Origin of the sequence: Bacillus sp. B1-b2 (genome assembly GCF_009183415.1) — a bacterium.
Lineage (GTDB): Bacteria > Bacillota > Bacilli > Bacillales > Cytobacillaceae > Niallia.
Map to the genome: position 1 here is coordinate 23,004 of NZ_WEHU01000021.1, position 16,454 is coordinate 39,457.

Annotated in this window: 11 protein-coding genes, 1 pseudogene and 1 riboswitch; of the genes and pseudogenes, 2 read left to right on the forward strand and 10 right to left on the reverse strand. The window is 34.6% G+C overall.

The annotated features are described in order from the left end of the window. The first annotated feature begins 60 nt into the window (after positions 1 to 60). Entirely contained in the window at positions 61 to 903 is an 843-nt protein-coding gene (locus F9279_RS17960; protein WP_152115536.1) for an SPFH domain-containing protein, read from the forward strand. Between the two features lie 13 nt (positions 904 to 916). Then, positions 917 to 1,105, forward strand: a complete 189-nt coding sequence (locus tag F9279_RS17965; protein ID WP_152115538.1) for a toxin-antitoxin system HicB family antitoxin — start codon at positions 917 to 919, stop codon at positions 1,103 to 1,105. A 706-nt stretch (positions 1,106 to 1,811) separates the two neighbouring features. Here the strand turns inward: F9279_RS17965 and F9279_RS17970 are convergent. The 10 genes and pseudogenes from F9279_RS17970 to F9279_RS18010 all read right to left on the reverse strand — a co-directional run bounded on the left by F9279_RS17970 (position 1,812) and on the right by F9279_RS18010 (position 16,433). Further along, positions 1,812 to 4,988: a DEAD/DEAH box helicase gene (locus tag F9279_RS17970; protein WP_152115540.1), complete on the reverse strand. Its 3,177-nt coding sequence runs from the start codon at positions 4,986 to 4,988 to the stop codon at positions 1,812 to 1,814. A 241-nt stretch (positions 4,989 to 5,229) separates the two neighbouring features. After that, positions 5,230 to 6,231: an LLM class flavin-dependent oxidoreductase gene (locus F9279_RS17975; RefSeq protein ID WP_152115542.1), complete on the reverse strand. Its 1,002-nt coding sequence runs from the start codon at positions 6,229 to 6,231 to the stop codon at positions 5,230 to 5,232. A gap of 16 nt (positions 6,232 to 6,247) precedes the next feature. Next, the gene (locus tag F9279_RS17980; RefSeq protein ID WP_193224623.1) at positions 6,248 to 6,532 is read right to left on the reverse strand and encodes a DUF3219 family protein; all 285 of its coding nucleotides are present in this window, start codon (positions 6,530 to 6,532) and stop codon (positions 6,248 to 6,250) included. Positions 6,533 to 6,642: 110 nt separating this feature from the next. Beyond that, positions 6,643 to 7,542 (reverse strand): CPBP family intramembrane glutamic endopeptidase, encoded by a 900-nt coding sequence (locus F9279_RS17985; RefSeq protein WP_152115546.1) that lies wholly within the window; start codon positions 7,540 to 7,542, stop codon positions 6,643 to 6,645. 50 nt (positions 7,543 to 7,592) lie between these two features. Continuing rightward, positions 7,593 to 8,354, reverse strand: coding sequence for a GNAT family N-acetyltransferase (locus F9279_RS17990; RefSeq protein ID WP_226793678.1), 762 nt, complete (start codon positions 8,352 to 8,354; stop codon positions 7,593 to 7,595). Positions 8,355 to 8,527: 173 nt separating this feature from the next. After that, a complete protein-coding gene (gene tnpB / locus F9279_RS17995) occupies positions 8,528 to 9,679 on the reverse strand; it encodes an IS200/IS605 family element RNA-guided endonuclease TnpB (RefSeq protein WP_152115548.1) in 1,152 nt (383 codons plus the stop codon). A gap of 198 nt (positions 9,680 to 9,877) precedes the next feature. Beyond that, positions 9,878 to 10,825, reverse strand: a complete 948-nt coding sequence (locus F9279_RS26310) for a methyl-accepting chemotaxis protein (protein WP_413463227.1) — start codon at positions 10,823 to 10,825, stop codon at positions 9,878 to 9,880. Then, positions 10,817 to 11,848, reverse strand: a pseudogene (locus tag F9279_RS26315) (cache and HAMP domain-containing protein); the annotation flags it as partial. The pseudogene F9279_RS26315 and the gene F9279_RS26310, both read right to left, overlap by 9 nt. A 139-nt stretch (positions 11,849 to 11,987) precedes the next feature. Continuing rightward, complete coding sequence (locus F9279_RS18005) at positions 11,988 to 12,407, reverse strand: ATP-binding protein (RefSeq protein ID WP_152115552.1); 420 nt, start codon at positions 12,405 to 12,407, stop codon at positions 11,988 to 11,990. A gap of 37 nt (positions 12,408 to 12,444) precedes the next feature. Beyond that, positions 12,445 to 12,527: riboswitch (cyclic di-GMP riboswitch) on the reverse strand. Between the two features lie 879 nt (positions 12,528 to 13,406). Further along, positions 13,407 to 16,433, reverse strand: coding sequence for a glycoside hydrolase family 2 TIM barrel-domain containing protein (locus tag F9279_RS18010; protein WP_152115554.1), 3,027 nt, complete (start codon positions 16,431 to 16,433; stop codon positions 13,407 to 13,409). Positions 16,434 to 16,454: the final 21 nt, after the last annotated feature.

The following is a 16,454-nucleotide window of genomic DNA, read 5'->3' on the forward strand; positions in this document are numbered from 1 at the left end:
ATTATTATACAAAAGTGATATCATAATTATATCAAAATGTATTATTAAGGAGTGATTGATTTGCAGGAAAGAAATGCTTTTCATTTCAATGGGTTTGTTGGTGTATTATTCATTATTTTATCTCTTGCCTTAGGTGTTTACATGTTAGTGCAGGAACAACTTTTCATTGCTGTTCCAGTATTACTAGTCGCTGTTCTCCTTGCTAGTGGCATTACCATTATTCAGCCCAATCAAGCAGTAGTAGTAACTTTCTTCGGACAATATTTAGGAACTATTCGAAATAGTGGCCTTTTTCTAACAGTACCATTAACTTTACGTAAGACGATTTCTCTTAGAGTTCGTAACTTCAACAGTAAACGTTTAAAAGTAAATGATATTGAAGGAAATCCAATTGAGATTGCTGCTGTGATTGTCTTTAAAGTGATTGATTCAGCCAAAGCGAAGTTTGATGTAGATAACTACGAGGAGTTTGTAGAAATCCAAAGCGAAACGGCCATTCGCCATGTTGCTACTAAATATCCATATGATACCTTTGAAGATGTAGAGCTTACTTTACGAGGAAACGCAGAAGAAATTTCAAATGAATTAACTGCTGAGCTACAGGCTAGATTAAACTTAGCTGGTGTGGAAGTATTAGAAGCAAGATTAACACACTTGGCTTATTCTACCGAAATTGCCCAAGCCATGTTACAACGTCAACAAGCATCTGCCATTATTTCTGCACGCCAAAAAATAGTCGAAGGAGCTGTTGGAATGGCTCAAATGGCTATTAATCGTCTGGAACAAGATAAAATTATTGAATTAGATGATGAAAGAAAGGTACAATTAGTAAATAATTTACTAGTTGCCATTGTTTCCGAAAATTCAACAACACCTGTAATTAATACAGGCAGCTTATATTAAATGAGTGATAGAAATGACAAAGAAAAAAAGCTTTCCATTACGCATTGATCCGGAGCTCTATGAGGTACTGCAGAAATGGGCAGCAGATGATTTCCGCAGCATAAATAGCCATATGGAATATTTGCTTCGTGAATCAGCAAAAAAAGCAAAAAGATTTCCGAAACCAAAGAATACAGAAGAAAAGTCAGATCCTACACAATAAGTGTAGAATCTGACTTTTCATACTGTTGAAAAACAAAATTGTCTATGGATAATTTGTGAAAAATAGAGATAAACCCTCTCGTATCATAATGGAAACGAGAGAGTTTTTTATGCACTTCACTTATTCAAATATGGACAAGTAGAAAATCGAAAGAGCTATGAAATAATGTATGATGCTCTGTACCGTAGAGAATTGGGAAAAGACCACTTTTAGAAAAATAGTCGTAGAAATCCTCTTATTTTCGTTACTTCCATGAAAAACAACGGAAATAGACGGAGAATTACGCCTATTTCCTTAGAACACATAAAATCAGAGGCATTTTCCTTACTTAACCGGAAAAATCCGCTTATTAGCAAGGAAATTAACAGTATATTTGCCTTTAGTCGGAATTCTCCGCTTATTTTTGACGATTCCTAAAAATAGGCTGTAATTAATTGAAGCTTAATGAAAAAGTAACTTAGAAAGAAAAATGTATTTTTTATCCAGAATATGTATATTTCAGTCGTGATACTCCTATAGATTCTGCAAAAGCTTTATATCCTGTAGGCCAAGGGAAGATCTCGGCCGAAGCTTCAAGCCGCCTGTAACGGAAATCAGAACCTTATTTAGCAAGTTGATTACTTATACAAGTTCTCGACACACTCATGTTATAAAAGTTGGAGGCATTTTAATTGGCATCATCTTTTTTCAACAAGCTGGATTTTTTTCAACTTAAAAGTGAAAGAATATCCTCTTCGGTCAATGAAGAAATCATTTTCTCTTCTGAATCGATGATTTCATCCACCAGTCTTTTTTTCTTATCCTGTAATTCTGTCATTTTTTCTTCAATCGTCCCTCTAGTTAAAAGCTTTATTACTTGCACCTCATTTTTCTGTCCTATTCTATGTGCACGATCTGTTGCTTGCTCTTCAACAGCAGGATTCCACCATGTATCATACATAATCACTGTATCAGCAGTCATTAAATTAAGGCCAGTTCCTCCTGCTTTTAAGCTTATTAAAAAGAAGTCACACTCTCCAACGTTATATCGGTGACATAATTCCACTCTCTCCTCAGAAGGGGTACTGCCATCTAAATAGAAAAAAGGAACTTCTAATTTTGTTAATTCATGTCCTATTATGCCAAGCATACTAGTAAATTGGGAGAATATCAGTACTCTTCTTTGCGAGTTTTTTGCTTCTTCCACAAGTCTTACTAATTGATCAAGCTTTGCAGATCTACCTTGATAGTTATCTACAAATAAAGAGGGATGACAGCAAATTTGACGTAAGCGAGTTAAGCCAGCGAGAATACGAATTTTATTTTTTCTAAGCGTTCCTTTATCTAAATGCTTTAATGCCTTGTGACGTAACTTAGCTAAATAAGCTGCATACAATGTCTTTTGTTCAGCGTACAAATCGACGGAATCGCTCCACTGCACTTTACTTGGTAACTCTTGCAAGACATCTTCCTTCAATCTTCGTAGCATAAAAGGTTTAATCTTTCTGGCAATTTGTTTATTGGTAAGGTTCGCGTATTCCTTTAACCCGTGAAATAATTCAGGAAAGACAATATGAAAAATAGACCATAAATCCTCAATGGCATTTTCCATTGGTGTTCCAGTTAAAGCAAATCTATTCTTTGCTTTTAGCTGCTTCACTGATTTAGCTGTTTGTGTTAAAGGATTTTTAAATGTTTGTGCTTCATCAAAAAAGATGGTCCTAAATACTTGTTGTTTATACCAACGAATATCTTTAACAAGTAAGGGATATGACGTAATAATAACATCGATTCCACCCAATTCCTTTTGCATTTGCTCCCTTTGTTTTACACTACCATCTAAAATCAAGGTTTCTATATGTGGTGCAAACTTCATAAATTCATTTTGCCAATTGTAGATTAAAGAAGATGGACAGACAATAAGCATCTTCTCCTTCTCACTACTACTCTTAGCTAATTCAGAGGCTATAAACGCAATACTTTGAATCGTTTTTCCTAACCCCATATCATCTGCAAGAATTCCACCAAAACCAAAGTGAGCTAATGTTTTAAGCCACTTAAATCCAGTAATTTGATAGTCCTTTAAAGTAGCTTGTAATTCAATTGGAACCTCTATTTCAAGGTCTTCTGGATGTCGTAATGACTTCATTAGATTCTTATAAGAATCTTCTAAATGAAAGAGAGGTCGCTCTTCTTCTATAATAGACAAGCTTTCCAATATACTAAGCTCAAATCCACTAACGACATCTTTATCTTTTATTTCCGGGGATAATAGAAATCTTCTTATTTCTTCCAGTTCTCGTGATTGTAAAGAAAACAAAGAGCCATCCTGTAAGCGATAATACTTTCTTTTTTCTTCTAATGCATCTAACATTCCTTTTATTTCTCTCTCTGGAAAACCTTCCATTTCAAAGGTGAATTCTAGCCAATTTGTTCGTTCCTTTTTAACCTTCACTGAAAATCTTGGCCAAGTTTTTTCTTTAAAAATACGGTTTCTTATAGCAGTTGTTGCATAAACTTTCACGTGTTTCTGTAGCTTTGGAAGAATATAGGTTAGGAATTCAAACTCTAGCTCTTCATTATACAGAATATAACCACTTTCTGTATGGCCAAAAGAGCTTTGTTCCATTAATTCAAGAATATCCTGTTCTTTCTTCCTATCTCTATAGACTAATGAATCATCATTAATTTCTTGTTGTTCAACAGGATTAATAATCAAATGATTATAGTGAAATTCCAAACTAGCTAGCAATCGATTATTCACTCGATCTAAGTATAGTTCAGCTTGTAAGGGAATTTTCTTCACTTGTTCTGCAGCATTCTCATTGAAAAATACATGTCCCAGCTTTTTTAAACTAGGTACAACCTTTTCCATAAAAAAATCTACTTGCTCAGGAGCAATGGGAATATGGTTGCTTCCAACCTTCTTCATCATCTTCTTTAATTCTGCTAACCGATTGAAGTCAGTAGCATTAAGTGAAGTAAATTCTCCTTTGTTTAATACCAACTGATATGCTGGTAGAAGGATCATTTCATCCAAGCCCGTTATTTTTAACATATATTTATTTCTTTCATTTGAAGCGAAAATAAATTCGATTGGAAGAATTCCTTCATTTATTCGATATTCTACTAAATCAGAGGAAGAATCATAAAAGAATGTTGGGATTTTCTCAAGAGCTTGGGATAATGGTAGCCACATAGAAGGTGGCAATCCAATGGCCTGCATTTCTTCTTTATTCAAGAAAAGCTCCTTCATTAAATCTGCATCACTATTTATTTTATTTAATTCGTTAAAAAGACTATACGTTTCTTCTGAGAAACAGTGGGAATATGGATTAAATCTAAACCCATTGCTGTATTCAAACTCTTGACTAGCTAGTACCTTAGACACAAACAGACGAATATCGTTAACTTTTTGTTTAGACACGATTAGTTCTAGACCTAGCATTTTTGGTTTAGCCTCTATATCCATTATCTTTAATAGACATTCCACAGAAAGTACTTCTCTATTTTCAAAGTGTTGTTGTTGTTTTGGACTTGCCGGTTGCTTAGAATGAAACAATTCCATAAAGTTGTCTGTTAACCGATTTTCCATTTGCTTGTTGGAAAGAGGTGACATCCCATTTTTTTTATTATATAAGCACTCTATTAATACAGCTGCTATATGCTGGCAATCCTTTTGAAAGGAAGCAAGCTTAGGACAGGTACATTGAGCTTGAATAGTATGATTTTTGATACTAATTTCCACATGAAAATCCTCAGATCCATGTACAATAGCTTTACAACCCTCATCATAATAAGCATTAAAGCTTACTTTATTATTCTTAGAAAAAACTTCTCCCCTCTTATAGGAGACAATACCACATAAATCAATTATCTTTTTTTGTGTTAATGTAACATTCAAAAATCGAATCTCCTTTTTCAATTGTTTTCTTTAAAATAACCTATCTCTTTCACTTTACTACTTTTCCCTTAAAAATTCTATCTAGTGATAGCGAGATTCGGGTAGTGGGAGATTTTATGTAAAAAAAAACTGAAGAAGCTTGACCTCTTCAGTTTTTTTACATTTATTGCTTATTATTAACTAGAAGCAACTTTGCATATTCATTAATTGTTCAGGGACTGTTTGTTTCCCTTAATTGCATTTAGTCATTCATACATGAGTGACCAATCAGTTTATAGGATTCCATTCTGTCATCTTTATAAAAGGTATTTGTTATGATCATTAACTCATCCGCTAACATTTCCTGACTTATATCCTTTAACTGTTCTTTCACTTGGTTCTGGTTACCAACAATCATCTTACTTCTCATCTGTTTTAATTTCTCTTTTTGTTTCTGTGTAATGGAGTAACTATCTATATCCTTAGCTGTTAAAAAACTTGTCGTGTCTACCCCTTCACTTTTCAGCAATGAAAGAAGTAAAGAATAATAGGCAATGTTCTCTGCTTCTTCTGTTGTCTTTGCACAAATTACGGAGACAGCTACTATAACATATGGCTTGTTGGAAACTTTACTTTTCTTAAAAGCATCTCTATACTCCTGAATAATTTCTGCTCCTAAAGCATCACTCATAAAATGACCAAACACATAGGAAAGTCCCTTCGTAGCCGCCAGTGTTGCACTTTTTTTACTAGTACCTAGTAACCAAACAGATGGCGGCTCATTCGGAACTGGAGAGGCAGTCAAACTTACGAATGGATGCTCTACAGGAAAGTCACGATATAAGAAGTGAAGCAACTCATCAATAGATTCGGGTATCTTCCATACCTGCTGTAAATAATGATCAGAAAGTGCATTACTTGCCTCTGCTGGTCCACCTGGAGCTCTTCCTACCCCAACATCTACTCTGGAAGGGAATAATGTTTGTAGCATATTATAAGTCTCTGCCACTTTGTACGGCTTATAATACGGTAATAATACAGCACCTGAGCCAATAGATATTTTCTTCGTATTTGCACCTATATAACTAAGCATAACTTCTGGATTAGAGCATGCAAGTCCTTTTAAATCATGATGTTCTGCAATCCAGTACCTCGTAAATCCAAATTCTTCTGCAAGTTTAGCTAATGTTAAGGAAGTATCTAGAGCATCTTTCGCTGTTTGACCTGCTGAAATAGGAGATTGATCCAGTACACTTAATCTCATAATAGATTCCTCCTTTTTATTCACCATCTATCTCCAGTAAACTCAAAGTAAATTCTCCAATATTTCCTTCTTTATAAAGATCTGTAATGGTTGTGTAAAACTGAACAATCTTACCATAAAAGGTTATATTGGAGGTAGGAATAAAAACATTAAATTCTTGTTTGTAAAGTAGAACGGTTATATCATGATATTCTTTACTCGTTACTGGGAAAACGATAGAAAGCTTATTTAGTCCATTTATTTTTTCCTCTTTTAGCTCTGAAACCAGTATAGGTACTTCATTTAAATATATTTTTTCCAAATCATTCACCTCTTTTCCATTCAGTATATCTATCTAAAAAGAGAATTGCATCTTTCATGCATTAGAAGAGGAGCTGTAGTAGCAGCCCCTTCCATCTTTCTTCTATTTAACTATCTGATAGATTCTTTCTTAACCACCTTCATGCTCCAAAAATAAAAGGCAATAAATAGAACAATAGACCAAATTAAGGTTAATAAAGGATTTCCTTCTGCCACTCTAAACAAACTAGGAATTTCTCCTGCGACAGAATCAGTTGTAGTAAATAATAAACAGATAATCATGTTGTTTGCAGCATGTGCACCAATGGATAGCTCTAGACTTCCTGTTTTTACAGCAATGTAGGTTAGACCAAAGCCAGCCACAATATAATCAAGACCTACTAGAATAAAAGATTTGTTCATTTCAGGATTAGCAAAGTGTAAGGCACCAAAAATTATCCCTATCACAAGTGCTAACCAAAATGGTTTTTTTAGTATTTTTCCAATTAGTTGTAATAGTAACCCACGAAACATCAACTCTTCTGTTGTTGTTTGTATAGGCACAAAAACTAATACGACAAAAATTAAGAAAAGATATTCTTGAAGGGAAACGTTATTCCATTGATAATCATCAAAGTTGAAAATAAGGTCAATACCTGTTGTTAGCAGGAACAAGATAGCAAAAATCGCAAATCCTAAAAATACTCTTCTCCAATTCCAGCTCTTTTCTGCCGTAACCAATGTGCGAAATTTTCTTTTATGTATAAAACGTACACTTATCCATAAACCGACAAGAGCAAATAAATAGGGAATATGTGACAATAGTAGCCCTAAGACTTCATTTCCTCCTACTACTGTTGCTGATTCTAAATCAAAATAGGTACTGTCACTAGAATCTAACTCTACTCTTATTATTTCAATGATTGCATATACAATAGAACCGATAAGTACAAATAGTATCGTTACAAGAATGGAAGATACATAGCGGAGAAAGGTATTTTTTCCTTCCTTCACTTCTAGATAATTTTTCACTATAACACCCTTTCTTCTATAAAAATAATGATTGGTCTATCTAAACACCTCTATTCCATTTTTTCCTTTAGTGCCTCGTATTGAAAACCTTTCAGAACATAGTTTTGTTTTTTATACATTTCTTTTGGGGTGTCTTCTCCATCAGCAAGCAAAATAACCACTTTTTCAGGAAACTTTTCCATTACATATTTCTGTAATCTTGCGGCAATTCCTTTTCTCTGAAATTCCTCTATTACAAAGATCCCATCAATTTCAACTGTTTTTTCTGCTATAATAACCTCTAATGCACCGGCAGGACGACCTTTATAATAGGCTAATAATTGAAGGAATGATGAGTTAGTAAAATTCTGTTTATACATATGTACTTTGCCATCCGCAAAGGATTTTCCATACTCAAGATCTTGGCTATATTCTAATTGTAAGAAATCCTCAAGATTATCACTTGTAACCTCTTTAATGATAATATCCGGATTTATACTTAATACAGGAAAATCAGAAGGATTAACTGCATATAGTTCTGTAAAACCAACTTCATAATCTTTTTTCAGTACTAATTCTTCTAGTAATTTTTTCGGTAACTCGTTATTTTCAGGAAAAATAAATTTCAAATGCTCTTGACCTTTTTGATGATGGAAGCTTCTTAAATAGGCTTCTGCCTCTGTGAATCCTTCAATGGTGGGGACACTCTTAAATTGAATATAGTTACTGTCATACTGTAGTAGCATTTCTGGATTATGAACATGTTTCCAGTTTTCTGTTTCTTTTACTATTTGTCCTTCTTCATAAGTATAATCATATGAAATATCTTTCAACTTTATTTTCCCCTTTCATGCTTGTTAACTAGCAAATTATGATGTATTCCTTACCATGTTTCCATTTAATAGTAACCTATTTATCTTTTTGAACTACCCACCACTTAGCACCTCATACGAGTTGCTTGAAGTGGGGGATTCCTAAGAACTTCACCCTATCGGGAAAATATTGATTAGGCTATCCCCGTAGTTCCTACGGTTAGAATTCTCATGGCTTCGTTTTTAAGATTTTGTCCTGCGTTACGATCTCTATCATGATGTGTGCCACAAGAAGGGCAGTCCCACTCACGAAGATTTAGATTTTTAACGTCTTTATTTTGGTAGCCACAACACGAACACAATTGAGAACTTGCAAAGGTTTTAGAGACGACAATGATTTGTTTATCGTACCATTTTGCTTTGTACTCGAGCATTGTGCGGAACTGTGACCAAGATACTTCACTGATTGCTTTGGCTAACTTGTGGTTCTTTTGCATATTGGAGACTTGCAAATCCTCTAATCCAACAACATCGTGGTTTTTGATGATATAAGTGGAGATTTTCTGCAGGTAGTCTGTTCTTACATTGGCTATTTTCTCGTGAATACGAGCTACTTTCTTTTTTTGTTTTTGATAGTTTTTGGCTTCATCCAATTTACATTTTCTTTTCAAAGCTGCTTGTTGCCGTCTAGAAAGAACACGCTGTGCATCAGCTAGTTTTCTTTCTAATGTACGGAACCATTTTGGATTGCCAAACACTTCACCCGTTGAAAGAATGGCAAAGTTTTTCAACCCTAAGTCAACACCAACAGAAGTATTTGTTTTTTCCAACGGGTATACTTCCACTTCTGCGAGAATGGATACAAAGTATTTCCCACTTGGATTTCGCCTAACAGTTGCGTTCAAAATGCGGCCCTCTACTTCTCGGCTTTTAGCAAAGCGAACAAGACCAAGTTTAGGCAGTTTGACCTTGTTATCTATAATGGCAATATTCTTGTTTGTTTCTTTAGTTATGTAAGATTGAATGTTATTTTTTTTAGATTTGAAACGTGGTGCTTGATTCTGTTTTTTGAAAAATCTCGCAAACGAATCCGCCAGGTTTTTTAGGGAGGATTGAAGGGCAATGCTGTCCACTTCTTTTAACCAAATGACTTCTTTTTTTAACTGCGTTAATTCAGCAGAACAAGAATTGTAGGTTAATCCTTTGCCAGTTTCTTTATATGTATCATTCCATTGGGCTAAGAACCGGTTGAATACGAATCGACTGCAGCCGATTGTTTTAGCAATCAGAATTTCTTGTTTTTTAGTTGGATAGATGCGAAACTTATAGGCTTTATTGACCAACATTGTACTTCAACCCACCTTGGATAGAATATATGTTCCTATTTTACCATAGGATAGGATGTTTTGGCTACCGCCAACCGACATTCATCTCCCACCTACTCATTGGGCTACGCCCTACACATTCCTTGAGGATGGGAGTCTTCTGTCGGAAGATGATAAAAAAAGATGATGCCTCCGTTTTCGAAGCATCATCTTTATTCGTTACACTGAGAATTGTCTTAATAGAGTTTGTAACTCCTCAGACATATTAGCTAGTGATTTTGCAGAAAGGTTAACTTCTTCTAATGAAGCAATTTGCTCTTGGGTACTTGTTGCAATGCTATCTGAGGAAGTAGCATTATCTCTTGCAATATCTGCCAATTTATTGGTAGTTTGAGAAACCAACTGTACCTCTTTTGATACAAATTCTGAAACGTTTGTAACCTCATTTAATTGTGGGCCAATTTTTCTAACCCCTTTTAATATTTCTTCAAATTTAGTGATTGTCTCTGTAGATATTTGAATACCTGCTTCTACACTGCCAGCGGCTTGACTCATTTTCTCTACAGATTGTTTAGTATTCACTTGAATATCTTGAATTAACGTAGTAATTTGTTTAGCAGATTGTTGGGATTGCTCTGCTAGTCGTCTTACCTCTTCTGCAACTACTGCAAATCCTTTACCTTGTTCTCCTGCTCTAGCAGCTTCAATAGCTGCATTTAGAGCTAATAAGTTGGTCTGCTCTGCAATACCACTAATTACATTGATTATTTCATCAATCTCTTTAGAACGACTATATAATGTTTGGATGATAGCATCAGATTCATTTACATAAGTAGATATTGTTTGCATTTGATCAACTGTTTGTTGAACAGATACTCCACCCACCTCAGCATGTTCCTCTGTTTTCTTCGCTTCTTCCGTCACTTCATCAATATGAACAGATATTTTAGCCATTTTATCTACAATACTCGTCATAGCATCAGCTGTTTGTTTCATACCAGTCATTTGAGATTGAGCACCATTTGCCATTTCTTGAATGGATTGCCCAACATAAACCGTAGTTGTTGTAGTCTCTTCAGAAGCTGCAGATAGCTCTTCTGCTGAAGCTGCCACTTGTTCTGTATTCATATCTACTTGGAGAATTAACTCACGCAAATTCTCTTTCATAGAGTTAAAAGCATGACCTAGCTCCCCTAATTCATTATTACTTTTCACTGCAATATCATTTGTTAGATCACCTTTACTAATCACTTCTGCACTGTTTTTCAATGAATTTAAAGGCTTTGTAATAGATCTCGTTACTAAGATTGCTACAAATACTCCTATCACTACTGCTAGTATCTCAATAATAACAATAGCTGTCACAATCGAAGAAGCACCTTCATTCGCTTCTTTATTAAAAATGGTACCAGCAACTTTCCAATCAGTTAATTTATTGGTAGTGAAAAGCATCTTTTTGCTATCACCTTCATAGTCATAATTAAATTGACCAGAATCTTTTTCATATAACTTTTCTATAAACGGCTCAGTGGGAACCACGCCTGGCTTAACTGTCGGATGTGAAATGTAAGCTTTTTCTCTTCCTAATAATATGGCATAGCCCTCTTTGCCTATTGTCATTTTTTGAGTAACCGTATTGAGACTATCAATTTTTACATTAATACCAATAACACCTGAACCATCCTTTAATTTCTTCGAGATTGTTACTACGTTATCACCTGAAGAAGATTGATACGCATCAGATATTACCACGTCAGATTGATTTATTGCATCTTTATACCAATCTCTTTCTCTTGGATCATAACCACTCGGTAATTCCTTTTTGGGATACTGAATCATCTCACCAGAGGCTGTACCTAAGTATATACTATGATTTTCTGGATGTAATGCTGCATATTCATTTAATCTTTTTCGTAAGTCAGAACCTTCCTGACTACTACTATTTTCTTTAGAAAGAATCTCTGCGAAATATTCTGCATCTGCAACTTTTTGTTGAACTAAATTAGTGATGGCATCATCTAATATCTCGATACTTTCTGCAGCAGTCTGAGAAATTTGAGTATCCACTGTTTTTATTGCATTAAAATAAGAAATAGTACCTAGCGTTATAACTGGTATTATCGCAAGTAATATAAAAGTAACTAGTAGCTTTAACTTAATCGTAAAGCGAACTTTTATTTTCTTCTTCATTTCTAACTTTTCCCCCTACAAACCCAACATTTTGCTATATCTAGAATATATATCGGTAGAAGAGAAATAGTTTTAATAAGAAGACATCAAGAATGAGTGTCTTTTTATGGAGAAAAAATCACAAAAAATAGGAGTAGCTTTATATGACAGCTACCTGATTTTCTTTACATAGATATACTTCATTTCCTTCTTCATTGTACTGAACGCTTTGAAAAATCTGCATCATCATTAAAATACCACGACCTCGCTCTTCTAAAGCAATATCACTTAGTAATTTTTTTGTGCCATATTTGTTAATATCATTTAATTTCTTTTTTACGTTAAAGCCACTTCCATTGTCTTTTATGCTAAAATCTATTTTTTTCTCATCATAGTGTAAATGTAATGTAATGGGGAAACCCCCGTGTTCAATAGCGTTATTGACAGCCTCTGCAATTCCAACATTCAACAAAAAATCATCCATTAATAAAGCTTGAAATTCCTCATTTAATTGGTCTCGCCATTCTTTTTCAGCATGATTATTTATTATAATTGATTGTCTTGAAGTTATTTTATTCATTGTTTGCCCTCCAATAAAAAAGCTAACAAAACAATATAGTTTGGTTAGCCGGTTGCGCTACTAGCTCCTAATCAGCAAAGCGCCCAAATAAGCTGACTATTCTTCACATTCTACCTTTTTACACTATGTTGATTTTGCTTTCTAGTATTTTATACCCACTGTAAATAAAAGATAAACATAAAATACATCTTTTAGTAAATATACTATTCCATACATGTTTATATAATCCTTCTTTATTTAAAAAATTTACTATTACAAAATTCTTCCTTACTCCTTTTGGCTAGAAAGAAGCTACGAAATATATGGAAAATCGGAATATAGATATGCTAAAGAGACATACATTCGTATGTCTCCAGCTTGTCGATAAAACCCTCATTGAAGTTGAGAGAGAATATTATAATGTAGCATATTTAAACACTCTACTGAATGGGAGATGGTTTCCCTTACAGGGGTTCGCTTTCCGTGGGGCTCGATGCTTTCCGCAGATTCCATAGCAGCCTCACCACTGAAACACATTTCAATAAAAATAAAAATAAAAATTAAACTTATATTAATAATTTAATTTGTAGGAATCAACAAAAATAAGCGAAGAATTCCGACTAAAGGCAAATATATGGTTAATTTCCTTGCTAATAAGCGGAGTTTTCCGATTAAGTAAAGAAAATGCCTTTGATTTCATGTATTCTAAGGAAATAAGCGTAATTCTCCGTCTATTTCCGTTGTTTTTCATGAAAGTAACGAAAATAAGAGGATTTCTACGACTATTTTTCTAAAGGTGGTCTATCCGAAAATTCTCAATGATACGAAGCATCATACATTATTTGATAGCTCTTTCGACTTTCTACTATTTCCATATTTGAATAGGTGAAGTACATAAAAAAAGCCTCTCGTTTCCATTGTAATCCGAGGTGGTTTATCGCTATTTTCATAAATTGTCTATAGAAAGTTTTTCCCCGCAGTCTGTAAAGAGACATACATTCGTATGTCCCCGTTATCTTCTTACACTCTGACTATCTTACATTCAAACTCTATCTCTTTACTGCTGTCTATTCTGTACTCTTGATGAACTGGTGCTCCCCAGCTATCGTCTCCTCCTACTCCCATCTGTTTTGCGGCGATGGTTAATACGGTATAATGTATGCTTGGTAACTCATATACATGGTTGGCTGATTCTAGTTCTAGTGCCGTATATGGGGAAGCATTACATTCTAGTGGTAGATCTGTAGACTGTATTTCCATCCCGCTTCCATGAGAATTAATGACTTTTAACCTTCTAACCCCTGTACGATTTCCTGATTCTTGTGGTCTTAAATAGTTGGCTACATTATCCCTTACTGTATTAGAAAAGATTCCAAGCTTCGTTCCACTATTGCGATCAACATAATTCTCGTCAGGGCCGTTTGCATACCATTCTAAATGCTCATACTCTGCTGGTACCTTAAAGTTTAAAGCAAAGATTGGCAAATCAGGTAGTTGACTTGCTCCATTATATTTGGAACGGACAATGATACTTCCATCTGACTGAACATGATATTCTACCTTCACAGTAACTAATTCATGAATGGAGAAATGGTAGGTAAAGGCTACTGTAACAGAAGATTCCTGCTCGAAAAGCTCCACCTTCGTGCATTTTCTTGCAAGACTTGCAGCAAACCATGCTCCAGAAGTGTAACCTTGTTGATATCCCCTATCATTATCTGTTGATGCTCTCCAAAACAAGGGTACAGGAGGACTTGAAATCATCTCTTCCTCTCCATATTTTAACGAAACTAATGACCCAACTTGTTTAGAGAATAAAGCAGAAAAACCGCTTCCATACACACCAATATTCACGTCACCCTCTACAGTTCTCAGAATATGGTAAGGTGATGCATTTACCTTCTTATCCATTTCGCCATTCTGAAAAACATATTGTCCGAAGGCTATTTCATGTCCTTTTTCAGCCCATCTAGTATCTTCCTTTAAATATAAAGAGGCTATTATACTATATTCTCCTATGTCCTCCCATTCTTTCTCTGTGAAATCAAATGTTACCCTTCCTTCATGTTGTGGATCTATACTAATTTCAACAGTATGTTGATCCTTTTTATTTCCTTCATGAAAAAGTGTATATGTTAAGAAATAATGATTTGTATTAGTAAAGAGACTTTGATTCTTTATTGTTACTCCTGTTTCATCTGGAATGATGATAAAGTTCTGATAAAGATATTTGACTTCTTGCATTTTAGGAGAAACTTTACGATTGGCATATACAATCCCATTCCCACAAAATTCATAATCTGTTGGTCTATCTCCAAAATCCCCACCATATGCTAAGTATTCTTTTCCAAAACGATCGTTATGGACAATTGCTTGATCCATATAATCCCAAATAAAACCACCTTGGTACATGTCATATTTTTGTTCTAATTCTGTATATTTGTGCATCCCACCTAAGGAATTTCCCATTGCATGCATATACTCACAGCTTATATACGGTTTCTTCGGATTTTCTAGTAAATATTTTTCAATATCTGCTGGCTTTGCATACATACGACTTTCCATATCACTAGTAGCATCATATTTTCTGTTATGAAAAACTCCTTCATAATGAACAAGGCGTGAGGAATCATTTTCTCTAAAGTAATTGGAAATGGCAAGTATTACTTCACCAGCATATGATTCATTGCCACAAGACCATATTAGAATAGAAGGATGATTTTTATCTCTTTCATACATAGAGATAGCACGATCTTTGACAATGGGTAGCCATTCCATATGATTGCCAGGGATATTCCATGATGGATCTACCTTGCCCATTTTTTGCCAAGAACCATGTGTTTCTAAATTCATTTCATCGATCACATACACTCCATACTCATCACAAAGCTCATACCAAAGACTTTGATTTGGATAATGAGAAGTTCGTACGGCATTAATATTATTTCTCTTTAACGTTTCTATATCCCATCTCATCTCTTTCTCGCCAATAGCTCTTCCTTTACAATGGTGAAATTCATGGCGATTTACTCCCTTAAAGATGATTCTTTTCCCGTTAATACACATAACGTTATTAATCATTTCGAATTTTCTAAAGCCAATACTTTGAGGAATTACCTCTACTAATCTTCCTTCTTCAGAATACAACTCTATATATAGGCAATATAAATAGGGTGATTCTGCACTCCATAAACACGGATGTTCTATGCTTAAAGTTGCAGTATCCTGTAAAGCCATTGTGGTTGATGCGACAGATTTCCCCTCTTGATCAACTAAATTTAAGACTCCTTTTCCCTTCGTATTCGTTAACTTTAAATCTACAAATATAGTACCTTGTGTGTAAGACTCATCTAAAGTGGTGGTAACTCGCACATCTGTGGCGTGCATGTTTGGCAGAGCATATAAATACACTTCTCTAAAAATACCTGAAAATCTCCAAAAATCTTGATCCTCTAGCCAAGCACCAGTACTTCTTTGGAAAACCTCCACCGCTAATTTATTTTCTCCTTTTTTAAGAAATGGAGTGAGATTAAATTCACTTGGAGTAAACGAATCCTCACTGTAACCAATAAACTCACCATTTAACCAAACATAAAATGCTGTCTCCACTCCTTGAAAGGATATATGTACAGGCTGATCAATCCAATTCTCAGGTAAGGAAAAATACTTGATATAGCTACCAACTGGATTATTTTCCTTTGATATGTTCGGTGGTCTTAATGCTTCTACCCCGTCCCAAGGATACATGGTATTTACATATTGAGGAGTACCATACCCTTGTAATTGCATATGCCCTGGTACATTAATTTCTCCCCAATCATCACTACTAAAATCCGTTTGAAAAAAATTCACTGGGCGTACACTTGCATTAACACTATATTGAAATTTCCATTCTCCATTTAAAGAATATTTTAGTTTCATTGATTTTTGCGTAATTGCTTCTTCTCTAGTTTCATAAAATCGATGATCAGAATGAGCAGGAAGACGATTTACGGCAAATACACTGGGATCTTCTAGCCAATCAATAGTAGGTTTAATAGGTTTCATTTTTATAACACTCCTCATTTA

What these genes read in the sequence shown, in the direction of transcription:
- F9279_RS17965 (WP_152115538.1), top strand. Translation starts at nt 917, where the DNA reads ATGACAAAGAAAAAAAGCTTTCCATTACGCATTGATCCGGAGCTCTAT.
- F9279_RS17975 (WP_152115542.1), bottom strand. Translation starts at nt 6,231, where the DNA reads ATGAGATTAAGTGTACTGGATCAATCTCCTATTTCAGCAGGTCAAACA.
- tnpB (WP_152115548.1), bottom strand. Translation starts at nt 9,679, where the DNA reads ATGTTGGTCAATAAAGCCTATAAGTTTCGCATCTATCCAACTAAAAAA.
- F9279_RS26310 (WP_413463227.1), bottom strand. Translation starts at nt 10,825, where the DNA reads ATGAAAGAGAATTTGCGTGAGTTAATTCTCCAAGTAGATATGAATACA.
- F9279_RS18005 (WP_152115552.1), bottom strand. Translation starts at nt 12,407, where the DNA reads ATGAATAAAATAACTTCAAGACAATCAATTATAATAAATAATCATGCT.
- F9279_RS18010 (WP_152115554.1), bottom strand. Translation starts at nt 16,433, where the DNA reads ATGAAACCTATTAAACCTACTATTGATTGGCTAGAAGATCCCAGTGTA.